The organism is Limnobaculum zhutongyuii (assembly GCF_004295645.1).
GTDB lineage: Bacteria > Pseudomonadota > Gammaproteobacteria > Enterobacterales > Enterobacteriaceae > Limnobaculum > Limnobaculum zhutongyuii.
This window is the reverse complement of the sequence record NZ_CP034752.1, coordinates 527672-553775: the sequence shown is the minus strand read 5'-3', so window position 1 is coordinate 553775 and position 26104 is coordinate 527672. Positions and strand designations below refer to the sequence as shown.

Annotated in this window: 14 protein-coding genes and 1 pseudogene; 3 read left to right on the top strand and 12 right to left on the bottom strand. The window is 42.2% G+C overall.

Annotated features, from left to right (window positions below):
• The 4 genes and pseudogenes from EKN56_RS02065 to EKN56_RS02050 form a co-directional block, all read right to left on the bottom strand.
• Positions 1-2340: pseudogene (locus EKN56_RS02065) on the bottom strand (Ig-like domain-containing protein).
• A 2-nt stretch (positions 2341-2342) separates the two neighbouring features.
• On the bottom strand, positions 2343-3101 hold the full coding sequence (locus tag EKN56_RS02060; protein WP_130590284.1) for a BapA/Bap/LapF family prefix-like domain-containing protein: 759 nt from the start codon (positions 3099-3101) through the stop codon (positions 2343-2345).
• 862 nt (positions 3102-3963) lie between these two features.
• Complete coding sequence (locus EKN56_RS02055) at positions 3964-5673, bottom strand: autotransporter outer membrane beta-barrel domain-containing protein (RefSeq protein WP_130590283.1); 1710 nt, start codon at positions 5671-5673, stop codon at positions 3964-3966.
• 176 nt (positions 5674-5849) lie between these two features.
• On the bottom strand, positions 5850-6914 hold the full coding sequence (locus EKN56_RS02050) for a hypothetical protein (RefSeq protein WP_130590282.1): 1065 nt from the start codon (positions 6912-6914) through the stop codon (positions 5850-5852).
• A gap of 640 nt (positions 6915-7554) precedes the next feature.
• On the opposite strand from EKN56_RS02050, the gene EKN56_RS02045 reads away from it, so the two are divergent.
• Together EKN56_RS02045 and EKN56_RS02040 are read left to right on the top strand one after the other, a co-directional pair.
• Complete coding sequence (locus EKN56_RS02045; RefSeq protein WP_246019938.1) at positions 7555-8247, top strand: hypothetical protein; 693 nt, start codon at positions 7555-7557, stop codon at positions 8245-8247.
• A 46-nt stretch (positions 8248-8293) separates the two neighbouring features.
• Positions 8294-8608 (top strand): YkgJ family cysteine cluster protein, encoded by a 315-nt coding sequence (locus EKN56_RS02040; RefSeq protein WP_246019936.1) that lies wholly within the window; start codon positions 8294-8296, stop codon positions 8606-8608.
• 354 nt (positions 8609-8962) lie between these two features.
• Here the strand turns inward: EKN56_RS02040 and EKN56_RS02035 are convergent, their stop codons facing one another.
• The 8 genes from EKN56_RS02035 to brxF form a co-directional block, all read right to left on the bottom strand.
• Positions 8963-9697, bottom strand: a complete 735-nt coding sequence (locus EKN56_RS02035) for a YfjP family GTPase (RefSeq protein ID WP_130590281.1) — start codon at positions 9695-9697, stop codon at positions 8963-8965.
• 433 nt (positions 9698-10130) lie between these two features.
• A complete protein-coding gene (locus tag EKN56_RS02030) occupies positions 10131-10838 on the bottom strand; it encodes a hypothetical protein (protein WP_130590280.1) in 708 nt (235 codons plus the stop codon).
• Positions 10835-11551 (bottom strand): hypothetical protein, encoded by a 717-nt coding sequence (locus tag EKN56_RS02025; RefSeq protein ID WP_130590279.1) that lies wholly within the window; start codon positions 11549-11551, stop codon positions 10835-10837. The genes EKN56_RS02030 and EKN56_RS02025 overlap by 4 nt, the downstream gene beginning before the upstream one ends.
• A gap of 6 nt (positions 11552-11557) precedes the next feature.
• Positions 11558-13522 carry a BREX-3 system phosphatase PglZ gene (pglZ, locus tag EKN56_RS02020; protein ID WP_168189579.1) on the bottom strand — a complete coding sequence of 655 codons (1965 nt, stop codon included), beginning with the start codon at positions 13520-13522 and terminating at the stop codon, positions 11558-11560.
• Between the two features lie 2 nt (positions 13523-13524).
• Complete coding sequence (locus tag EKN56_RS02015) at positions 13525-16323, bottom strand: DEAD/DEAH box helicase (RefSeq protein WP_130590277.1); 2799 nt, start codon at positions 16321-16323, stop codon at positions 13525-13527.
• A gap of 6 nt (positions 16324-16329) precedes the next feature.
• A complete protein-coding gene (locus EKN56_RS02010; protein WP_130590276.1) occupies positions 16330-19134 on the bottom strand; it encodes a DNA methyltransferase in 2805 nt (934 codons plus the stop codon).
• Positions 19135-19182: 48 nt separating this feature from the next.
• Positions 19183-22908 (bottom strand): DUF6079 family protein, encoded by a 3726-nt coding sequence (locus tag EKN56_RS02005; RefSeq protein ID WP_130590275.1) that lies wholly within the window; start codon positions 22906-22908, stop codon positions 19183-19185.
• Entirely contained in the window at positions 22905-23423 is a 519-nt protein-coding gene (gene brxF, locus EKN56_RS02000; RefSeq protein WP_130590274.1) for a BREX-3 system P-loop-containing protein BrxF, read from the bottom strand. The genes EKN56_RS02005 and brxF overlap by 4 nt, the downstream gene beginning before the upstream one ends.
• Before the next feature lie 491 nt (positions 23424-23914).
• On the opposite strand from brxF, the gene EKN56_RS01995 reads away from it, so the two are divergent.
• Positions 23915-26101: a type VI secretion system Vgr family protein gene (locus EKN56_RS01995; protein WP_168189578.1), complete on the top strand. Its 2187-nt coding sequence runs from the start codon at positions 23915-23917 to the stop codon at positions 26099-26101.
• Positions 26102-26104: the final 3 nt, after the last annotated feature.

The following is a 26104-nucleotide window of genomic DNA, read 5'->3' as shown; positions in this document are numbered from 1 at the left end:
TCAGCTGCCGGTCAGATCGCTCTGGCTCTCATTCGCCGAGACAATATCGTCCGCCGTCACCGGATCCACGCTCAGGGTTGGCAGGTTGGCGCTGTCGGTGATCAATACCAGTGGCTTGCTGTCCGACGCCGGATTACCCGCCGCGTCGTTCACCGTTGCTGTCACCTGATAATCACCGTCAGTAATATTATTCAAATCCGCCACCGGCACCGTGGTGTTCCAGTTGCCGCTGGCGTCCACGGTGGCACTATAGCTAACGCCGTTCAGGGTCAGGGTGACGATTTGTCCTTCTTCCACGTGGGTGGAGGTGCCGCTTAACGTCAGCGGGGAGCTGGCTTCGCTGGCGTTCAGGTAGCCATCGCCGGAGACCGGCGAAACCGTCAGGATCGGCAGGTTAGCCGCCCCCGCCGACAGGGTGATGGTATGGTCTACGCTAATGCTGTTACCCGCTGCATCACTCAGACTGGCGTTCAGGGTATACGGGCCATCCGCCAGTGCAGCGATATCCACCGACGGAATCGAGAGACTCCAGCGGCCGTCGCTCTATACCGTGGTGGTATAGCTGGTCCCTTCCAGCGTCACCGTCACAATCTGACCGCTGTCGGCCACATCTGCGGTGCCGCTGACCACCACCGGTGCACCGGCTTCGGCGGCGTTAATGATGTCGTCGCCCGCCACCACGCCCACCGTCAGGTTAACCAGTGTATCCACCATAAAGCTGTCTGAAGTGCTGGCCGGGTTACCGGCAATATCCTGTGCTTTCACGGCGATGGCGACGCTGCCCTGCGACAGTGCCTGTACATCGGCGGCTGGTACCGTCACGCTCCAGCTGCCGTTGGCTCCTGCGGTGCCGGTGTAATCAATGTTGTTAATGGTGACGGTGACCATCTGCCCCTGCTGCAGATGGCTGCTGCCACCGCTGACGGTCAGATCGCTCTGGCTCTCATTCGCCGAGACAATATCGTCCGCCGTCACCGGATCCACGCTCAGGGTTGGCAGATTGGCCGTCCCCGCCGACAGGGTAATGGTATGGTCTACGGTAATACTGTTACCCGCTGCATCACTCTGCGTAACACTCAGGTCATACGGCCCATCCACCAGCGCGGTAATATCTGCCGACGGAATCGACAGACTCCAGGTACCGTCGCTCTGTACCGTGGTGGTATAGCTGGTCCCTTCCAGCGTCACCGTTACTATACGACCGCTATCCGCAGCATCTGCCGTTCCTCTGACCACGATAGGAGAAGCCGCTTCTGCGGCATTAATAATATCGTCACCCGCGACCGGAGCTACAGTCAGAAATATCTGTGTATCTACTGAAATTAACTTGGTTTGCGTACTGTTGTTCTTCGCCAAATCGCTGGCGCTTAATATAATATCGGTCTCCCCTTGGGGAAGGGCTATTAAATCTATTGATGGGATCTCAATACTCCACAAACCACTGCCATCGGCAATCGTGGTATAAGTGATGCCATTTAACACCAATGTGATAGGCTGTCCGATTTCCAGATCGGCATAGCTTCCAGTTATAACGAGAGGATTAAGACTTTCAGGCCCGCTAATAATGTTATCTATTGCTATCGGATCCAGAGTCAGAATAGGTGGTATGGTATCCACATAGAAATTCTTTTGAGGTGCAACACCATAGTTTCCCAGTCCATCCGCAGCAACAACCGTTATGGTAGTCGTTCCGTTATCAAGCTGTTGGAGGATCTCTGGAGGTAAATCTAATACCCAGTTACCATTAACATCAACCTGAGCAATATAAGTGTGGCCACCGGCTTCAGGATCAACACGTATTTCCCATTTACCACTGCTATTTCGCTGCGTGATGGCATATTGCTCAATATGTAAACCACCAATATTCACAACAACCGTCTGGTTTTCCCCATAAGAATTAGTTACGCCACGAAGCTGTTGTACATGATTAACATCGTTGCTGTTAAGAATATCGTCATCAAAAGGTAAGTCGATGGTAGGGGATGGAGGAACAAGCGCCATTGTTACGGACTGACTGGCACTGTTTCCTGCAGAGTCCGTAGCCACTGCCGTTAATGTATATATTTCATTACTCATGCCGCTTAACGCATCGGGTGGGAGCTCTATACTCCAAATACCTTGCGCATCCGTTTTAGTCATATATTGTTGATTATTATAAGATACCAATATGGATACCCCTGGCTCAGAGGTTCCGGTAATGAAGATAGAATTGTGTGATTCCGCCAGATTAACGATATTATCCGGTGTCATGGGATCAACAGTAACCACAGGTGGAATAGTATCGACTAAAAAAACCGTTGAAATCGTTCCTGTCAGGCCATCACTATTCGTTGCCAACACTATTAGGGACTGCTCCCTTGTGCCAGAGAAGCTAAGATGGATGGCGAAAGCGTTAAACTCCAGTTACCGTTATCATCCACAGTTGCCATGTATGTATTTCCGGCAATAGATACGGTCACACTTTGTCCGGAGCCTGTTATACCTGTTGTACCACTAATCATCTGGTCGCTTTGACTTTCAACCAGATTTAACAGGCTATCAGTAAAAGGTGAAACTATTGTCGGTACAGGGGGAATTGAGGGTTGAGGCTCATCAGTAGATATATCGACAAAAGATCCCTTGCTGTTACTGTTAGCAATAGCAATACCAGTCCCCAGAATGGCTAAAGCACCAACGCCTAATGGGAGGAAATAATCTGAACTATGTTGCGCCACCAGATAAAGAGAAGAAATGTCCTCTATCGGTTGATATTCCGGGATAAGTACACCTACTTCCTGACTTTCTGGAAATGCTACATGTACAATCCCCTGAGAATCATCAGTAAAAACTAATTCACTATGTGTTCCATCTACTTCAAAAAAGTAATCTTTACATATTACGACAGAGCCATCCGCCATATGTATAATAAGATCATTACCTTGACGCTCATAACGAGCCACCATTTTCATATCACTATGAATATTAACAATCGATGGTTCCGTTAATATTACAGTCTGAGTTCCGGTAAAAAGTGTAACTGAAGAAATAAAAGTCCCACCTTCTCTGGATAAGATATTAATTTCATTATTTATTGAGCTAATTGAATTATTAACGTTATCCATACCATTCCCCAAAATATAAATTTATTGCAGGCAAAAATAATTTACCAACACTTAATGAGATAAATTATGGTATGAGTTAAAAATAATTCCATCACGCTTAAAAAGCACAAATAAAAAACAAAGAAAATAAAAATACTTAATTCAATAAAATCAATTATGAACAGAGCCAACTCATATTAAAAATCAATTTTTAGCACACAAAAAACAAATGCCAACCTTATGATATTAAATGCTTTAATAAAAATTAGATTGATTAATTTTAAAAAAATCATCAATAAAATAATCTAATCAGCCGATTGACAAGATTCAACCTATTAATTAATCAATACATAAAAATAAAACTATCAAAATAAAACCACAGATAAAAATTGATTTGAATGATTAATATTTACTAACAATAATAAACTTTGCTTTTTTAGACATCATATCAGCCCTCACATATCACAATAAAAAACCATATAGAGACAGAAACTAACTTTAGTATTAGTTTCTGTATCATCACAGTCATATTTAACTGATAAGCAAAATCAATAAATCAGGAGTGATATAAATATCATTATTAAGAATAGAATTTCAGAAAAATAATTTGCTATAAAAGTATAAAAATCATCTATTGATAACACGACAATACGGTCACTCCCTGCAAGGATAAATTTAAAGCAACTATATAGTATAAATGTCTTAGTGTTAAATTCTGAGGACTTAGTACAGAGCTGCATATTTAACAGGGGAAAAACTCATTGAACATGTAGATTAGCTCATTTTTTAAGCTAATTTTAATAAAGACAAAGTGCTGCCGTTAAAGCCAGCATTTTGTTAGCGATCAGAGAGGGCATATATGATGCCCTCTTGTTATAACTAATTAAAAATTGTAGCGATAGCCTGCGTTAATTTGACGCTGGTTAAAATTATGCCCCGTAGAACTATCCACTTCCATATAGAAATTGTGTTGATTCTTGATAACCGTCGTTATACCAAGGCCATTATTCCACCATCCACCACTATTATCATGACTCTCGCTTGAACCATTTAATCGATAATCAATCTTTCCATCAAATTCATACACATATCCAGTTTTCAGATAAATATTTGTTGGAGTAGCCTCATTGATATTATAACCAAAGAGTATACTGGTTCGGCCAAGTGTCGAATTATAAGAATTACTATCAATTACCAAGCCGTTAGTCGCTTTAACATTTATTCCTTCCTGATATGCATAACTTATCTGGGCCTGCGGCTCAATATAAAAACCAAATTTCTTATCCTGACCAGGGTAAAAGCGTTGACCTATTTCCAGCGAGGTAGCGATACCATTAGTAGAATCATTACCCCCAACGCGATGATTATCACTGTCATTCACACTAAATGAATGTTTAAAGTGGGTATATTTAACTAATGCATCTACATACAAACCATCAGCCGACATATAGCTGCTATACAGACCAACATTCTGACTGCTTAAACTAGCATCACCGTTGTTCTTACTTAAATCCTGACTGGAATTTGATAAACCAACCATTAAGCCAACGTATAAATTGTCATCATTCAAATCAAAGCGTTTATCACCGCCAAACTGAACGCCATGGTAATTCATAGTGAAGCCACTTAACTTACCTTGAGCAAAATTATCAAATCGTCCGGCAAAACTTCGGGCCCATAAATTACCATCTCCATTACTATCACGCAGATCGCCCATACGCTGTAATAAAGTCTGAGTTTCAGCATAATTCATCAGGTAAGAGGAATTAATGAAGTTAGCAGCTGCATCAGCAGTGGACGTTATATTTTTGCCTCCTGACGTGTCGGGCTCAGCTGTTGGTGCCGTTGGTTCTTCTGGCGATGTTGGTTGTTCCGGCTCTTCTGGAACGGGGTCCGCCATGTTGGCCGATAATATCCAATCTTGCGGATTGGCGGCACGACGCAGATAATAATTATAACCACCAAACTCCACTGTTGTGTTACCGCTGGCCAAAGTAAAACTAGCATTATTACTGTCGTTCGCATTAACGACTACCAGTGATTCCGTTCCCTTGGTATTTTGGCTTGCATCACTCTGTATTTTTAGTAAATGCCCGCCATCAACAATATCAGCACGGATCAAATCGCCCTGCTCAGTGGCCATATTAACGCGCATATCAAAGGTACCCCCCCCGGTTACATTGCGCGTAGTTAATGTATTAAAACTATTTTCCGGACGAGTCTGTTCACCAAAAATGATTGATCCGCTATTAGTTAGATTTGCTACCGTTGAGTTATCCGTCATAACCCATTCAGCACCAGCAGATTTAAGCGTGACATCATTAGTGTTAGTCGCTGATCCAATCCAGAGCGTAGTTCCGCTAGTACTATCACTACGATTTAACGTAATATTAGCCAGACTACTGCTATCAGCAACAACATCCCCAGTGAACGTACTACCATTATCGATGGTGAGTAATGCATTCGCGCCTTCAGTACTACGAATATTACCGATTAGTATACTGTTATGATCGGCGGCAACCCTGATATTTGTTGCTGTAGATCTGGCATTAATTAAATTATCACTTTGAGTAACTTGTACTGCATCCAACACGGCAGTAATTCCAGCTCCAGTGTTAGCCGAAAATACATCGGCCTGAGCGCTGATTGTCCCACCTAATTGTGTAAGATTTACCGTTGTAGCATCACCCGACGCTAATATTGCATTAGAGCCAATACCTTGAGCCTGAATCTTACTGGCCGCATTCCCTGTAAAAGCCGAGGAGTTCCTTATATTGATAGTACCCCCCCCCCCCCGCTAGCAACCACGGCATGAGCATCCATAGTGGTTAGCTGATGACCATCACCAGTAATATCAATCACTCCACCGTTACTAACAAGATCGCTGGCACCAGCACCGACTGTTTTAATAGTCTGCCCATCGCCATAAAGTTTAATTTCACCTTTTGGCGCAGTAACAATACCGTGCGCATTTATACCTTGCGTAGTGATAGCAATCGTACCTTTGGCTGATGTTTGTTCATCACCAACAAAAATACGCGAAGTTCCATACGTAGTTTTTCCCGTAGCCAATGCATAAGAACTATTGCCGATAATATCAATGGCGTTCTCCAGTCCATATATTCGCATTACACCATCTTTCGCATCAGTAGCTATGGCAGAGTCATTAAGTACATATACACCGTGCCCCTCATTACCTTGCAGTTGGATAAGCAACTGACCAGATGTTGTAACGGTTGTATCCTGAACATTGCTATTACCATGTTCAATCAATATCGCATTTGTACCTGTTAACGTAGAGTTTGCATAATCCCGAGTCGGGAACAAATTGATTTGAGCGCCTTCCACAGTTACGGTTGCACCAGAAATAGCATGAATACCTGTAACTTTACCCGTCATCTCATTAGAAGAAGCTGTATGAGCAACAAACCAACTGTTTAAATTATTAAACGTGCCTTCTGAAACAAATAAGCCTGTTGACCCAGGTGCTTCTCCTAAATTAGCTCTAAGCCCTCTGTTTATGACATCAATACGAGAATTGGCACCGGTAACTAAAATAGAATATCCATTCAGGTCATAGGGTAATGCTGTAATACTGGAACTGGTTGTTAATTTTCCGCCATTCATAACAGCAATCGCTGCAGGATTATTAACAGTTCCTTCATAGGTGTATGCACCTGTTATGCTGCCTGAAGCCGTTGGTCCATCAAGAATATACTGTTGTGCGAATACCTCACTTCCCGCAGTTAGCAAAGCAATCGACAGTGCAATTTTATTGAATTTTTGAGATGGGCTGGAGATACGGTTTAACACCGTTAGCTTTTCCTTGCTCATGGTATTCCTTTATCTTAATAAAAATTTAATTTATTTTTGAATTATTTTCTTGGCAACAATTAACAAAAAATATATTCAGCACTTCCTTTAACACAACTTTGATATTTGAAAATTAAAAAAATTTCCCGCATTAAATAATTATTATGAATACAATTCTGCCAATCTGAATGAATAAAAATTCATTCACATAAAAATTAAGCCAGCAAAAGACCATAAAAAAATTATGGACAATAAATCAATTGGATAGAAATAAAATCATGCAATATAAAGAGGTGAAATTAGTAGGGGCAACTTTAAAAACCAAACACACCAACGCATTTTAAATTTCAATTTATCATTATTAATCTGCACATAATTACAAATAATAAATTTAAAAACACGCAATGGCAATAAAAAAATAACTCTATTCTATCTGGTTAAGTTATTTCAAACTCACCAGGGAAAACAAGCTATTTCATAATATGAATTCTATCAATAAGCTATAGAAGATATGAGATGGCAGAAAAACAGATACAAAGGGGGAATTTCAGACATAAAAAAAGACGTCCATAGACGTCTCTTTATTTGTAATTGGTACGAGGACGGGACTTGAAAATTAAAACTAACTAACTGAAATATCTCGAAAACGACGCTGCCCGGTTTGCAACAGGACTACCAGGCACTCAAAGACGCAGGTCTAGGTCTTGGCGCTGGCATGGGTAGTGGCGCAGCACTAGCTTTCGGCGCTTACAACGGCACCATGTTGCTGGCAACGGCCACCACGGGTACGGCTATATCATCCCTGTCGGGCGTTGCAGCGACCAATGCCACACTGGCTTGGTTAGGCGGTGGCTCTCTGGCGGCTGGTGGATACGGTATGGCTGGTGGAATGATGGTGCTGGGTGGGATTGTCGCAGGCCCTGCATTGGCGATTTTCAGTCATATCCTGGGGAATAAAGGTGAAGAAGCTCTGAACAATGCCTGTAGCAATATGGAACAAGCTAAAACAATTTGCGATCACGGTGTTCTGATGGTGGAAAAACTTCAGGCTATCGCACAAGTAGCGATGCTGGCTAATCAAACTTTGTCCCTAACCAGTGGATACCTACGCGGCGCAGTCCGAGATATGAAAAAAGCGATTGATGAATATGGCGAATCATTCCCAACCTTCTCTCAAGAAAGCCGGGAAGTCGTTTTCTTGTCCATCAAATATGCTCAGCTAATTAAAGCCATCATTGACACACCAATACTCGATCAGGACGGGAATTTAGTGTTGTCTACGGAAAAACGTATCACTGATATTTCTGCTGTTGTCGACGGTAAAAAACCATCACTTGATGTACTAATTGCCTAATCTTGATAAAGGCTCGCGATAGTCCGCGAGCCTGAGTTATTAACCCATGATGTCCTGTAACAAAAACAATACCCCCTTTCCCTGTACTCAGTGCGGACTATGCTGCCAGCGCGTCAATCTAGCACAGGAAACCCGCTATCTCGATCGGGGCGATGGCTTCTGTAGGTATTATGACGTGGCTAGTAAAGGCTGCCGCATTTATCACGAGCGCCCAGACATTTGTCGAGTAGACCGGCAATACCATCTTAACTACGCACATCTCTACTCATGGGAAGAGTTCATTGCCTTAAACCAGGCGGTTTGCCAACAACTGATTGACGAATATCGCAGCGGTAACAGTGTAATGCTGCTCGAGGATTAACTGAACTTATTCAAATTTGAACTTAGGGGAAAGTTTATCATCCTTATTTAGTATCCAAGATCATTAGGTTACAACAGAGTAAGGGAGTCTCAGAACGTTTAATCAAAGAAATAATCCCAAGTATTACTTATCCAGTAAAGAAGCTTATCCTTGCATTTATGAGCAATTTCCTTATGAGTTGGTGTCATGCCATGATGTTTGTTACTACCATATCAAAAGAGATTAAGGGGAATGATCGTTTATTCCGATCAGTTAAGTGATATTGATCGCTTTGAGCAATCGGTCTACCTGCTGCTTATATTTAATATTAAATAGGCATTAAAAATCATAATGTTAATTATCTCCTAATATCCGTCAGAAAAAGAAAGACCAGAGAGATCTCATTGCAGAAACAACCGCACCTTTCACTTTAACTATCAGGTAGGTGAAAACTTGAGGTAGTGAAGCGCTCTGAATCATACTTTCCAGCAATTCATCGACTGAGTCTCCAAAGTCAGATTGAGCCTTTGCTATTACCGTTTCTGTTTTGTACTGGTCTTGAAGTTGTGTGGTGATGGCACTGCTCGCCTGCTTAGGTAAGCAATGAATCATCGTTTCAACAAACGCCGTCAGGTTGTAGTTGTCTTTGGCTGAGATAAGAATGATGGGATGATACTGAGCATGATGAGCAATGTGCCAATAGAAGTATTCATCTGAACTATAAGCCCGATCGTCAGCTTTGAGCACCCAGATGACTAAGTCAATTGTTGGTAAGAGCTGATGATAGAGTTCTCGATACTCTTCATCACGAGCCTGATTTTCACCTACACCAGGTAAATCAATCAACGTTAAAGTTCGATGACCCAATGTCAAATTGAATCGTTGGGGTTCTCGTGTGCATGATTTAGTATCACTGACTGATGATAATTCTGCTTTAAAAAGGGCATTGCACAAACTGGATTTACCAACGCCTGTTTTACCCATAATACCTATAACGGGGTCATAGTCGATGATGGATTCCAGGCGTTTTAGGATACGTTGGGTAATGTCATACGGGAGTGTAGTTAGTTGCTCTTCAATCAAACTTAAGCGGGTGTGATGTGTTTTCATAAATAACCTTTCGTGGATTCAATATTTCATTGAAGAAACATATCCCTATCAAGAGATACATCTCATGGGTGATATACACGTTGGTTATATAGGGTTAAAAGTGTTTCTAAGTTAGATGAGAAGGAGTTAGTAGAAAGCCACAACTTAAGCCGAGAGAGCCAGTAGCGTTTCCAAGCATGGTGTGAAACAGCAGAAACTATCGAAGGTGATTTCCATATAGCGGGTAAAGCGGTAACATCTTTTATATTACGTTTTCGTCTTTATTTTGAAGCGATGTTATTGGCAACGCTGATTAAGGCTTTAGGACGGGGATGTTTTGCATTAGCCTGCTTCATACGTTATTGGACGGCGATATTAATAGCGGTCTGACCGCCTCTGGCGAAAGTTTGATACTCGAGGTGTAATGCGGAACTATTGATTAATGCATTGTTTTTTAAAGAAACATTATGGTTCCATTAGCCTGATGATGAACATCTAGACGTATATTAGACGATAGTCTGTTTTCATTAAAATTAATATCGAAAGGAAACCAAGCAGGATCATTGATAATAGCAGACATGCTCTTGCTTGAGTTCCCTTCAGCTCTCACTGATACTTCAACCAACCAGGCAATCACATTATCATGATTAATTGATATAGATTTACGCAACTGATATGTACCAGGTTTAGGGTTAGATAATAATTCTAGATTCATCAAGGTTCGTACAACAAATTGGAGGCAACGTTTAATAGTTGATGTATCTCCATAGCTCTCAGTAACGCGTTGTTCTAATTGGTTGTATATGAATAGACCTTCATGTTTAGTCATTCTACCAATTTGTACGACGATGTTATAAAAAAAAGGGTACTTAGCGAGCATTATACCCCAATGAATGGCAATATTTATTTCACTGTGTTCAATGAGTAATTTGCATGCATCGGAATGAAATGATTTGGGTACGGATTTGGATTCTGAATCCCAAATTCCAAAAAGAAGGTTCCTAGTTTTATCTTGCGCTACTTTACTTTCAAAACTAGGTGTAAGCAAACTATCAATTTTATTTTTTAATGCTTGTCCGTGAATCCCATTCGCCGACCAGGATGCGGTTTGAACAAGCCAATCCATCTCTAAATGCCGATTGAATCCAATAATGGGTTTCATGAGTAAAGATTCCTTTTGAAAACGACTATTGAGTTTCCTTGCTGCAAGTATTCAAATGTTGATACATCAAGTGTATTCAAGTTGATATCAACTTGAAATGGGAAGAACACTTGATCCGTTAATACTTCATCAAGACTAATGCTCACTTTGTTCGATGAAATCATAGCAGCGGTAGTTAACCAATTTGCAATATGGTTGCTAACTTTTTCCTGAAATGGAACGACCGAATATGATGTTAGTTTATCACTTCTATTTAACACTCCTAGCTCGATCATAGTCCTTAAAACAGCACTGAGCGCTCTACTGGTTGCTTGTGTCTCGCCATATAACATACTCATTCGGCGAAATACTTGAGAAAATGTAAATGCGTCATTTAGCCTGGCTTGTCGGCCGATAAAACGAGCTACTTCAGCAAAGAAAGGTTTTTTTGCAATTAACATTCCCCAATGAATAGGCAATGAAAATGCATCAATATCTTGATATAACTGAATGCTTGTATCAAAAAAAACATCTCTATTTTTTGGTCGCATCCAAATTGAAGTTAGTAGATTTCGAGCTTTACGTCGATTTTCTTTAGTTGCTATATATGCACCAAGAAATACTTCCAGGTTTTTATTTAATTGCACACTATCTGCTTCACTAGCAATCCAGCGGAGCGTTTGTTCAAGCCATTCTTTCTCGACATGGCGGCAGAAACCTGGGGTTTTAACCATAACTAACTACTTTTTGTTAACAATAATGAAAGGCACTATTGCTTCATGGAGGCTGATTCCCCCATGCCCTACAACAACATCACCTTTACTTTTAAAGGCTTTATCAGAGCAGGCTAGCAAAGGGTATGTCCCTTTTGGTAGCCCCATCTCAGGACCGGGCCATACTATCACAAAATCTTGATAGCTTGCAGCAGAGCTGTCTCGCAAACTGGGGTCATTATAAATTCGTACTCGTTCTCCCCGAGTCTCAGCTTTTACCCCTTCATTGATATATCCCATACCGATAGCCTCTTGGTTACCATGGTCTGAAGTAATTATAACTTCAAACCCATTCTCCAGTAGGTCTGAAATTTTATCTTTGAATTTCCATTCGGCCAGCCAGCTATCAACTACTACATTTAATCCAGCCATTCCCATTTTCATGCCGTGCATCTGTTCATCGATAAAATTTATGACTAAACCGGCAATTTTAACTGGTAGTGACCCAACTAGTGATTGCCATTCATCGACTGAATAGTTCTCAATTTTCTTTGCATACTTAATTTCTCGTTTATTTAAGCCTTTATCCATCCAATAATTAAGCCATAGTTGTTCTTCTTTATTTGTAGTAAGTAAAGATTCGCCAAACAAAAATGGACGCTTCCCTGAGAACAAGGTTTGCCGTGAAATTGACGTTATCGTCGGCACCCAAGCAAAACAAGAATGCTCTTCTATTGAAATATTTTCGCATATTTGCAATTGCTTACGTAATAATGGCCATTGGCGAGCCCCCATACCATCTAAAACAAGCAAACAAATTTTATTACCAGAATCTATCCTGCGTGATATCCAGTCAGGAACTTTATGCAACATAGATGGATAACGAACAGTTGGTATGGTTTGTATTTTCGCATAGTTTATTAGTAACCAATGTTGAAATAATTCATCTACATCAGTGTTAATATTTTTAATGTCATCAAACAAAACTTCAACTGCAGGCAATTTTTTATTTTGATAAAAAAGGGCGTTCATGATACCAAGTGAACGTGACTGCTCAAGCCAGAAATCTGCATTTGCACTTTCATCTGAGTATTGGTTGAATACTTTTTTGGCATTATTAAGTAGGTGTAGTATTCGTTCTTTTTCTGTTATTTTTGGTTCTTTTAGTACAGCAAATGATGCCCAGTGTTCAGGAGGTAAGTTTTTTATCGCCACTGGTTTTATAATGCCTTCAGCAAACAGATTATCAATGAAAACGCGAACATCACTATCAGCAAAAGGAACAATTAGTTGAGTGTTACGCTGAGATGCGATGGAAATAGAATTCTTTTCTTCATCTTGCAAATATATTTCCCATTGCTTTTGAAGAAAATCAAAAAAATAAGCTTTATTGGAAATCAGTTGATTGAAATCCCATAGGCTAAAAATTGGCACTAAACTCAGTAGATGAATAAGTCTCTTTTCAATTTGAACAGGCATTTCAATGCCAATATAATGCTTCCTAATCAATAACCTAACAAGGTCCGCACTGGATTGGATTATCTCAGGTGCAATTCTGTATATATGGCGCAATAAGAAATCTAGACTGGATTGTGGGCTAAGCCTACCCGGTGAAAATGACTTCAGTGCATCCATGACTGACTGATAAAACACAGCTGGTAGTAATCTTAGTATATCTGAATCAATATCCTGGAAAAATTCTGATAGATGAAAATCAATCTCTTTTGACTCACGTTGGATATCATGAGGTATAAAAATATCACGCTCTGCCGCCAGTCGAATCAGGAAAGGTGTTTTATTCTCACTACTACGCCATGTCTCATATGCCAGACGTAATGCTAATGGGTCATCATCATCAACTATGAGCGCATTTTTTTCTTGAAGTGAGGTTGCTATAACAGGCTCGTATAGTAGTCCATCTGGATCGTTTATGATGTAACTAAAAGATCCATCCAAATTTACTTTATGAATAACGTCATCCTGCCAGGTCATATTCATCCTTTAATTTCAATAATGGTGTGTAAAACCATGTCAGGAAACACTCTGCGTTTTTTATCTATATCCTCGAGCCACAGAGCATATTCACTACTTAATTGACGCAAGCGAAATTGGCGAACCTCTGGTAATCCAACTCGTTCTATTGCTTTTTTTCTTGCATTAAATGAGTATTCACCTTTTTCAAATTGGTTATCTAAATCGGTTTGATTGGCTGTCAACATGCTTTCGAAGATAGCTTTTCCTTCCTCTTGTGCCACCTTATGCATAAGGGCATAGATCGACTGATGTAAAGAAGACTCGACTGCTAAGTCTTGAGGTAAAATCTCAAATTCTTTACTACAGACAGCATCCCAGACTCTTTGGGATGCTGTTGCGTAATATTGACCGTTGGGCTTGATATAGACTGGCATATATTGGCAGCGTCGCTCATGGCCAGCCACAAGGCGGATACTCCATAATGCCCAATAACCATTCGCTCCGGCTGGTAGTGACTTAACAGCAACACTGGGGATGGGTTGTGCTTCACTCCAGACAGGTAATTGACTACACAGCCCTTTTATCTTGGGGTTTTCGAGCGTTAGATGCGTGAAACTTGGCTGTTGCTGGGCGATTTTTCCAATAAAGGTTATTCCACTCCATGTTGCACCATCTGGCCAAGTTAGAGTATGGCTGCCATCATTTTCGCCAGTAAAATCAGCTGTATGCTGCATACTACGTTGCCAGCGCAAGTAACTAGCGACCATGCTCTGTACCCAATAGGGTAGTGGGTGGTTCAAGGCTTGTCGATAGTCCTCAGTAGATAAGGGATCTCCGCCACCAAACAGTGCATCCTGTTGCCGCTTGTCCACTGCACCGTCTCTTAAGGTGACCAGGGCTTTAGCTAACTCCTGATCCATTAAAGCAGGATCAGTGATAGATGTGATAAACAACTCATCAAACAGATGATTAGCAGCAGAGGAATCCAATACATCGCTGGTCTTATCAACGCCAAACTCGTCGAGGATAATCTGTAACTTCGCTTCGAGCACTTCGCGAACTCTGTGCTCAACGGTATCTTCGAGCACAAAGTTCAGTGCGCGAACGATATGCTGTTGTCCGATACGATCGACGCGGCCAATACGTTGTTCCATGCGCATCGGATTCCAGGGCATATCGTAATTAACAATCACATGGCAGAACTGAAGGTTTAGACCTTCTCCGCCGGCATCGGTTGAAATCAGAATGCGAGTATCACTGGCGAAGGCAGCTTGTACCTTTTTACGCTCTGACAGATCCATTGAGCCGTTGAGACTAACGACACTGATGCCTCGTTCAACAAAGAACTGCGCCAACATTTCTTGGGTCGGCACAAACTCTGTAAACACCAGCATCTTCAGGTATGGATCTCCCTCTTCTTGCTGTAGGCGGTAGAGCCAATCGAACAAGGCTTCGGCTTTGGCATCATTTTCGGCACTTACACATTGCTCCGATAACGCTAGCAAGCGACGCACTTCATTTTTTTCATTCTCCAACGATGTTTGGCACTGAGCTAATAATTCGTCCAGCTGGGTTTGACCATCCAGATCCGCCCACTCATCGGCAAACGCCAAAGGTAGTTCTTCTTCTACCCACTTATTTTCTAGTACTTTTAGCCGACGGGCGAGGGTTCGTGAGATGGCCGCACTACTAGAACTCACCAAACGCTGCATTAGTATCATCAAAAAGCCAATGGCATTTTGTTGTTTGGCTTGCGCCTGGTTGTAGCCTTCTTTAATGTACTCAGTCACCTCTTCATAGAGGTGACGCTGTAATCCATGCTGGGCTTGCCAGGCAACGGCAACCATTTCTGTTTGCCGAGGACAAAAAAGTGGCTTACCTTCGCCATCGATGGCGATCCGTTTTTCAGTACGCACCACAAATGGCTGGACCCGCTCTTGTGAGACCGAGCTTACATCTGGAAAGGCTTCGGCATCGAGCAGTGCCATCAAACGGTGGAAAGCATCACTTTTACCTTGATGTGGTGTGGCTGATAACAACAATAAATAGGGAGCAGCCTCGGCCAAACCTTGGCCTAGCTTGTAGCGGGCGACCTGGTCGGTGCTTCCACCGAGCCGATGGGCTTCATCAATGACGATAAGGTCCCAACCTGCGGCTAACAGGTCATCAAAACGCAGTTTGTTGTACTCATTTAGTTGTTTTTGTGACCAGCCTTTGCGGCTTTCAATTGGCTTGATACTGTCGACAGGGCAGACAACCTGATCATAACGTGACCAGATATTGTCATGTTCATTCTGTGGTTTTTGTTCACCGGGCAGTATCAATTGGAATGACTCGTTAAAGTGAGTTTGCATTTCATTTACCCATTGACTAACCAACCCTTTCGGTGCACAAACTAGAATTCGCTTTGCCAGCCCGCGCAACTTCAATTCACGCATGACTAGCCCCGCCTCGATGGTTTTGCCCAGGCCTACTTCATCCGCAAACAGATAACGCACCTGTTTTTTGCTCATCGCCTTAGTGAGCGCCTTAAGCTGGTGCGGCAAAGGAATGACATTCGATTCTATTGGTGCCAGTAGGGTATCTTCCTGCTGGACGTTGGCAATTTTGGCTGCCGTGGCCAAGTAGCATAACGCATCAGCCGTCACGATGGTCTGTGCTGGTTGGTTGCAGAGATCGGAGCCTAATACCTTGAGTACTACATCTTGTTGTTGCAACCAGATGTGATAAAACTGCTGGCCCCAGAGACCAGCAGCTTCAATCACTTTGACATATTGTTGATGGGCCTGACTCCAGGCCCAGTCCCCTACTTGCCACATCGTTTATCACCATTCGTTATCGGTATCGACTTGACTCAAGGTAACTGCTTGGTCGAAATACATCAATAACACTGGGTCTTCTTCCAATATGCTGTTTGGTAATTTATCGGCTACGGCGATTAAAGCAGGATACTCCTGCCGTTCCCATAACATCTTAAAGCCAGCCCGCACTGCTTCGATGCGGAAGACTTTTAGTTTTTTCTTGGTGTCCCTGTACTCTTCAAACTCTTTTAGCAACGATTTTTCACGTAGCCTTTCTAAATCACTAGCTTTGTTTGGATCTGGTAGGTACCATCGATCTTTGGCCTTGGCAATTAGTGCGGGATCGTTTTTCGGCAGGTTTCTAAGTTCTTTCCAGTTGCTGGATAGATAGCTATGAATTTGATCAGGCACTTCGTCTTGCCCGTCATAGCAGAGAAAGTTTTGTGTTAAAAGTTCACGCAGATCCAGAACAATCTCATTTTTACTCCATCCTCCTAGTTGCTGCATAAATAGTGGGTTCACATCTGAAAAAACTGAAGGTTTTCTCTTAAGTAATTGAGTTAACCAACTAATAGCTGTTGCTTCATCTTTAACAAATAAAGATGCTTGAATGAGTTCTTTTGCCAAAATCTTCTTTCTGGCGTATTCTGCGGATTGTTCAGGTAAAAATACCATTCCATCTTGTATAACAAGCCGTTGTTCTATAGACGTTTGGAACTCTATACTAGACATTGGCACAGGGTGGCCACTTCTAACGTAATATGCGACAAGTTGATCATAGAGAATCCTCGGATCCCTTTCTGAAATATAAACTAGTGTACCATTTTGCTGCTTTGTTACAGGTAAGTAATTCAAGTGTGTGAAAATGAAATCCCAAACGCCATCCGGGGTATTAAGCTCAGCTTTGAAACGTTGTTCAAAATCTGAATTTGGTTTATAAGCGGAGATAACAAGGTCTTGTTTTACCGCTGTTGTTGTGTTGACGGCTTGGAATGTATTAGTTATTTTGTCTAGTATAGAAACACCAGCAACAATAAAGCCAGCATTAGATAATGCAGTTTGAATTCCATTCCAAACAGATGACTGTGTATTAGAAAATTCCACTGTTATCCATTTCCCCGGTTTCAATACTCTGAAATATTCTTTAAAACTATCACACATTATATTTATATAGGTGATTAGGTCTTTTCCTTTAACTCGGTCAATAATGGCTTCTTTTTCCACATTCGTGAAAACACCTCTCCATGCCTCTATGAAGAAATTTAGATCAGAATAGTAAATATTCTCACCGAATGGAGGATCTGTAAAAATATAATCTATTGTATTGTTGCGTATTTTTAGATTGCTAGCTGAACCACAGCTTATCACAAAGTTATCTTTGCATTTTTCGATAGAATTGAATGCTGTTAGTATTCTCTCTAGCTTATTTTCATATGCAATAAAAGGATTTGCTTCCGAACTCATCATTGGCACATAAAAAACCCCCGCCATTGGATTATAAGGAAACGAAACTCCCGGCCTAAACCTATTCCTTAAAGATAAATTTACGAAATGAGAATCTAGCCAATAACATAGGGCTTCTCTTATTCCAAAGTCATCAATGGAGTTAGCTTCTTGCCATAAATAAGACAAGATTATTCTTATTTTATCATAATAGAAATGATTGATTTGACTAATTTTTGATGGTTTCATCCTCCCTACTCGCATCATTTGCATGTCGGGGATTTCATTACTAGGGAAGTAAATGCTCTCACTTAACTTCATGACTTCATTGATAATATTTAGATCGTGCTCATCAGGTTTTTTAATGATATTTCTTCGTTTTCTTGAAAAACACACTAGAGTCATGACTCTTTTTGGTCTTTCAAGCATTTTTTTACTATATTGGTCAATGTATTTTTCGTAGACAGGTATTAAATCTTTCTTGTTGAGAGTCACTCCACAGTGTTTACATTGAAAGTTATCAGAAACTTTCGAGTAATCCTCGGATAGTGCATTGTCAGAAAAAACAACATCGTTAGAGCAGCTACTACACTGTAGCACCTCACTCCATACATAGTATTTGACATCGACAGTATTTCCAGTTTCAGGATCGTTAGTCTTGAACATCCATGAATACTTCTCCTTGGCCGAAGATAAAATGCTATTTGCAATTTTGTGCAAACGAGTGACATCAATTGGACTGTTGCTTCCAAAAGCAATATTGTTGGCGGAAGGGGAAAGGTCATTTAAAATACATTTTCTAGCGCCAACATGGCTGAAAACAACTCCGTCAGAACTAACCGAACCATCTTGAGTATCGACGATGTAGCCTAGTTTTCTAATTTCTTCTTGACTGGCGCACATCTGTGCTGCCACCCCGGCCATGCCTGAGCCGCTAAACCCATCGAGGACAATATCACCAGGTTCAGTGTAATGAAGAAAATATCTCATTATTGCTTTATGGGGGACTTTAGTATGATAAGAATGGGCATTGTAAATAGGTTCTTGCTTACCTTCGCTAACATCTGCGACAAATGGCTCCCTATGATATTTTTCTTCTCTGAATAGGCTTTTTGATTCCCATTCTGCAACAATGTCCTCTATCCATGGGTTAGGGCAGGCCGTGTAAAACGGTGGATCACTTAGGTTCAAAATGTTCTCATCACTACCGATGGGAAATCCTTCTATTTTGCGAAATTCTGGGTCTTTAAGTTTTTCCGCTAGCAAAGCCAAAAAATATTCTCGACGAACTTGATCGTTATCGAAAGTTTTTCCCAAGCAGGTCACTTGACCTACTTTCTGTTCCTGTAATGAGTTCTCGTTGGAGAATAAGCTGTCTTGTTGCATAATGCTTCCTATGGCGGATATGAACTATGTTCTACCCGCAAGTCGATATTAATCGATAATGATACGAACTTTATTGATGTCCTTACCCTGACAAAGCTTGTCGAGCAGCCGATTAAAGCGCTCAGCTACTTCGTCACGACTCAGGGGAAGGCCTTTTCCCAGGGCATTAATAAGTTCGACCGAGTTAATTCTTAACTCTTCCAACCCTGCTAGTACTTGGTTTACCGCTTGTATAAAGGTTGCATCAAGTGACTCAGGGAGCTGACCGTCCTGAATAAAATCGCGAATTAACTGTGTTTGATTGGGTTTGAGCAGCCCGAGATTAATAAACGGATCATCGAGCAGGCTATTCAGATTACTAAGCCAATCGCTTTGTAAACTGTCTAATCGTTGTTCCAGATTTTTTAATTGCTCACTGGCCGGAGCCTTGCTGCTTTCTTGACGAGCATTGAATTCTACCGGATTGGCATTCATCGCCAGTTGGTTGGGATCAATAGGCTTAGCCGCTTGTAATTGTGCTACCTCTTTACGCCAATCAACTAACTGTTGGGCAGGGAGCAAGGTGATGCCACTCAATATATCCAATTCTGCAAGACGATCGTCGCTTAGCAGTTTGGATTTAGTTTTCTCTTCACTGCTGTCGAGACGAGCCCGAATATAGAGTTCAATATAGTACTTCGCATAATCCGTTTTTAGCCCAGACAGAATAGCGATCTGCGTTGCTTTGAAGTTCTCATCACATCGTAATGATGGATCCGCAAAACCTTGTCTTAGCCCATCTCGAGCCAATTTCACTTGTTCTTGCCATATGTGCTGCTCTGGCAGTACCAACTGAGCCTCTTTGAGGTAAGTGCATAATGGGGTCAGATCGTTAACTGCCGCCTTGAGTTGCACAAAATTACGCCATGCGTGAAGCATTTGGTGGAAACAGGCAATTTCTGAAGCCGTCACCTTGAGGTTTTTCAGCTTACCTGGTTTGTCATAGCGCTGGATTGTTTCCAAAAAGTTTTTAAGCTCAGCTAGTTGTGTTGACAGCGTTTGCTCTTCACTTTCTTCCAGAACTAATTGTCCCCATAACGGCAAACGTTCTTTGACACTCTGCTGCCCCTTGACTAGTTCGTTAATCAGCAATTCTGTGCGCTTTAACATTTCACGTACGATGCTCTCGTCACCTTGCTGGATCGTGGTAGCTAAGCCGTCATTCATGTCCAACAAAGTGAGTAGGGCTTTTAATGCGGTGACATTAAAATCCTTGGGCGATTGGATATGTTTAAAGTCTTTCAGTACATCAAATGAAATGGATTTGAATTTGACGGCATCACTGGCAGTCAGGGTATGGCCGACTACTACTAATTCAAGCTCGCCGCTATAAACCAAACAGGCGATCAGGACTAGCAGCCATTCCGGTTCTAGTCGAAAGCTTTCTGGTTTAAAATAGAGTCGTGAATTGATGGCCTCCAACAGTTCTGCCTGGTTAACCACCTGGCCTTGTGGCTTGCTTTGCAAAACAACTAAAACCGCTTGGGCATAGTGTGATTGTAGCGGAGAAATTTTATCGCCATCCAGTAATTCAAGTGCGTCAAGGACGGCATTGGCTCTCTTGGTCGCAGCGCCACCAGATACAACGCTTAACGCATCTTTGGCTGCGCTCTCTATGTTTTCATAGGTGATCCACTGACTAAAAGTAGGATACTCGGGTGCTAATGAAACAAAGTGATTAGCCAAGATATGACTGGCAACGGATTCAAAAATATCCTTGAGACTGCCAATTTGACTCTCGCCGAGTCCAGAAATGTTGCGAACAGAAGTCCCTTTGAGCCAGTCCATCATCGGCTTGCTTTGCCCATTGTATTGAGCAATGTAGGCATCTTTGAAATGGCCTTTTAGCCAAGTCTGCATTTCTCTCAGATAACCATCCGCCTTAAGTTTGTAGACATTCTTGGCGTTACCTGTAGCAGAAGCATGCAAATCGATAGCTGCTGCATAGTAGTTCAGGCTGCGATCAAAATCAGAGTCAGCATTTTGCAGTATAAACAGCACTTCATCGCTGCGGATGAACTCTTTTTTCTGCTTAGGTGGATTGTAGGGCGGTATAAAGTACATGTAATAGTCGAGCGGTGGCTTGGCAGTTTCTCGCTCATTAGGTGAACCAAGGAACATCCAACCAGGACGATTAACATTGCGATCCAACCATTTTAGCTCGTGCCGCCACATTTGAACATTAGGTTGCTGCATATCAGTTTCTTCTAGGATCTGCAGCATAGCTTCACGATAGGCTCCGTTACGACTATCATCCGTAAGCAAGGGAATCTTGTTTTCGATATAAGCATCAAAGTCTTCAGTCTTTTTCAAATCTAAAAAGAACTGATCGTTTGCCTTGTTCTTTGAAAAGAACTGACCATTGACGGTTTTTCGGATCTTATTCAATACAGCAACAATCTGAGTTTCAAGGTTTTTACTCTTTTCGCCAGACAACTGCTCGATACCTGGCAGATAGAGGCAGAGTGAATCACGCAACTCAGCGGCGGTTGCTCCCATCTCGTTATAAACATCGCCAACAGTCAAACGATGGATTGCCAAACCGGCTACAAGGCGTTTGGCAAAGTCTACTTCGTTTGCGGTTGGATAGGCTTGGTCAATACGAGTAAACAGAGTTTCACCGACATCAATGACCTGACCGACATCAGGGTTGGTCTTAGCGCTGGGATCACTTCTGAGTTCATCCCAGTAGGTGTCATATGAAAATACGCCCGGCTTATTAAAGGGGACTTGCTGCTCCATTAAAGCTTGCATTTGCCGTGAGAGGCTACGCAATACCTGGCGTTGTTCGATGCCTGCGCCATGCACTCGCTCGAAAGTATTGATGTAGTCAGGATGAACAGGAAACATCCGAACAAATTCGTCAAGCCGTTCATTCATGCGATCAAAACAAGGCGTGAATTGTTGCAGATATTCACGGATCCAGTGCAACTGCAGGGCATTTTTTTTGAGTAGACGTTCAGCAACCACATATTTGATATCGTCACGTGTGATCGGTACCTGCTCTGCACGATCACGAATGCGTTTGACTTCCTGCGTTGCAAAAGCGAGCTGAGTGCTGTCGAAAATGGCTTCCTGAACGCCACAAATAAATCGGAAGCGTGTGCCATCAATCACTTCTCCCATAACGCGCATCATCGCCATATCTAACGGCAGTTGCTGCTGATTACGAGAGCGGAGGTAGTCGAGGATTTCATCGCAAATCAAAAGCAAACCTTGTTCTGGATAACGTTGATGAAATAACGCCATCATCTCTTCAAAGTAGGGCTTATGATTGGATGAAATTTCATCCATTGAGGGAAATTGGTAATCGATCCCCATCTCCGCCAAGCTGGACGTCAAGTTGTCTGTGACGATATCAGCAAAGGCTTTTTTGCTAGCACCAACTTCAAATCGGATAACTTTAAATTTTCCGGCAATTTTACCCGCAGCGTGGCGAACCTTGTCGTTAGTTATAAATTTTGCAAGTTCTGGAAACTCAGCAACTGCCGAGACCACCGACATCAGATGTGATTTACCTGAGCCGTAGTTACCAACAACCCAGAGAGATTTGTTATCAACTGATTCTTCAAACTGCAACTGTGGAATAATGATGTCCGCCAGCTTTAGTGCCATCTTTTCTGAGATAACATAAGACGCCACCAACTGCTGAGCTTTGTGCTGTTCAGCAGACTCTTTGAGTTTAATAATAGTTGTGACGGGCTCAAACTGAATGAGCTCTCCGTACTTTTTCATTTATATTCCCTCTGCTCGACAAAGTGAATGATGGGCAGATTTGCCAGCTCATTCGCTGTGTAAGATTGATAGTCGGCCCTTCCCGGAACTGAAAAGGTTAAAAATTGTTCTGTAATCTGCCCTGGCCAGATGGCAATGATAGGCTTGATACGCGCCAGCTCTTGTAGTTGACGCAAAGGATCTAATTCCAAAGATGGTTCAAATAGAGTTTGAATCCTGTCAATCCACACTACTTCAGACACTATGCAATTTAGCATTTGAGTGAGGATATTTGGTGCATTACGAGATCGATCACTACGTGATAGCGGTAGCAGGTGTTCACATAGCTTTTCAGATAGCTCGAGCAATGTTATCTCTTCTGACTGCTGAGAAGGCCATATAGCTTGCTCAGTTGAGTTGACGATTAGTACCAACGAGCTAGATTGGTCACACAATCTCAAAAGGGCTGAGTTGGTTTCCGTAAGTAGATCGTAATTCGAGGATACGATTGTAGTATGGATGTTTTGACCAATCATTTATCTGGCTTTATAACGTGAATTGATGGGCATATTCTAGCGAGTTAGTAACTGCTTGTCTCAATAGAAACTGAGTACTCTGATGGTCATTCGTACTACTACTTTCATTTTTCCCATGATTTGGATCTCCATGGCAGACACTCCTGACTCTATAGTTGGATAAAATTTAGTTCGTTGTTTTAGTCAATTTACTAAACCCAAATAGACTAACTCCCTTCACCAGATTCTCATCTAAATAATCCGCCTACCATTGCATTACTAATCTCCGCTTATCTAAGAGCCCTGCCTTATGGATATAAACGGCAAGAATACTGTTACATTTTTGTGGTCACTTATAAGAATAATAGCAACCTAATAGTTTAACCTCATTGATTTACCTATCAAATTTATAATTACTAGTAATATTACCAGCTGCAATTTCCCTCTCTTTCCTATTGAATACACACTATAAATAGTTGGTTATGAATCCATGACAAATAAGGATGTTGGGTATGGAAAAAGGATTGTATTTCGCATGTGAGATAGGCGGACTATCTGAGTCAGTCCTTGATGTTGTTGATTTCACCCTTGAAGAAGCGCTTTCGACCTTATTTACCCTACAAGTTAAAGTGGCAAGTAGTGATGCTGATATTGATTTAGATGCCTTACTACTGCAAAAAGCGTCGTTGACCATTAAGACGGATGGTATTGTTAAGCGAACCATCAATGGGATTGTATCCCAGGCATATCGGGGTAATAGTGGATTTAAGCGAACACATTATACCTTCCTTATCCGGCCTGAGTTATGGCTATTAACCCTGACGCAGGACAATCGAATCTTTCATCAAAAGGCAATTCCGGCAATCCTTGAAGAATTGTTGCAAAAGCATCATGTTCGTGCTGAATCTAAGCTGATAGATACTCATAAACAGTGGGAATACACCACCCAGCGTAATGAAACCGATTATGACTTTTTTTGCCGCCTGGCGGCAGAAGAAGGAATCGTCTTCTGGTTTGAAGAAAATCAGATGTTTTATAGCGATAGCCGTGTCGGTATGACAGGTGGTGAAAGCTTACTGTATAACGCACATATTCAGAGCGCGAATCGGGAGTCGGTGATCCATAGCCTTGAGTATGGGGCAAAGATGCAGCCTAACGCGGTACATCTTAAAGATTATAAGTATACCCATCCTGATGTCGGGCTAAGTGCTAAAGCTAAGAACACCGGATCGCGTCCTCAGTACACCATGTATGAAGGATACGCCCGTTATGACGATGATAGCGTTGCACAGCAATATGCCAGATATCGTCTGGAAGCTTACCAGGCTGACAGTTTATCGGGTGCAGCAGAAAGTAACTGTATTCAAATGATGCCCGGAAAGATTTTCACTATTTCAGAGCATCCCTCTCAGTCAATGAACAGTAGCTGGCAAATTGTTCGCATTACCCATCGGGGAAGTTTGCCCCAGTCTGTCGCCGACGAATCGCACGATAGTGACAGAGCTGCTGCTATCACTAATCATTTTTCTTTTATTCCCGGTTCAGTGGACTGGCGTGCACCATTCATCCCTAAACCAACCGTACATGGTAATGAAACCGCGACCGTTGTCGGGCCTGCTGGTGAAGAGATTTATGTGAATGAACATGGTGAGGTAAAAGTTCATTTTCACTGGAATCAGTATGACGCCGGGGATGAAAACGCTTCGCTCTGGGTTCGTGCAGGGCAGGCGTGGAATGGCGATGGATTTGGCTTTATGGCCATCCCGCGTATTGGTCAGGAAGTGGTTATCTCTTACCTGAATGGCGATATCGATCAACCGATTATTGTGGGTACCGTCTACAACGGTAAAAACGCCACGCCGGTTAAGCTTCCGGCGAAAAAGACCCGGATGACTATTCGTTCTCAAACCCATAAAGGACAGGGTTTTAATGAGATTGGTTTAGAAGATGAAGCCGGGCAGGAAGAGTTCTATATGCATGCCCAGAAAGATATGAATACCGACGTTCTGAATAATAAAGGAACCCACGTTATCAACGATCACAATGAGAACGTTGATAACAACCAGACCATGGTAGTTGGTGTCGACCAGAAGCTGAATGTGGGGAATAACCAGGCTCATGCTATTGGTGTCGGCCAAACATTGGATGTAGGTAATGACCAGACAAATACGATAGGCAACAACCAGAGCTCCAGTATTGGCGTGGATCAAAGCTGGACTATTGGTAACAACCAAACCAATACCATCGGTATCAATCAAACATCTTCCATCGGCAGTAACCAGACAGATAACATTGGTGCCAATCGCAAAGCCACAGTCGGTGGTAATGATGTTTTAACCGTACAGGGCAATCAGGCAGAGACGGTACTGATTGCCAAGGCTGAAACCATTGGCGCGGCCAAAGCATTGACTGTTGGCGGGTTGTATCAGATATCGGTTGGCGCGGCGATGAATACATCGGTTGCGCTGAGTCAGAGCGAGCAGGTGGGGCAAAATAAACGCATCGATATTAGTCAGAATTTCAATGTCAGTAGTGGCGATAATGTAAAAATCGATGCTGGAAACGTACTGGAACTGACATGTGGCAAGAGCACGATAAGAATGGATAAGGGCGGTAAGGTCACTATCACAGGGACAGAATTTCTGTTTAGCGCCAGCGGCCCGGTGCAGATTAATGGCAAGGATATCGACTTGAACTAAGGA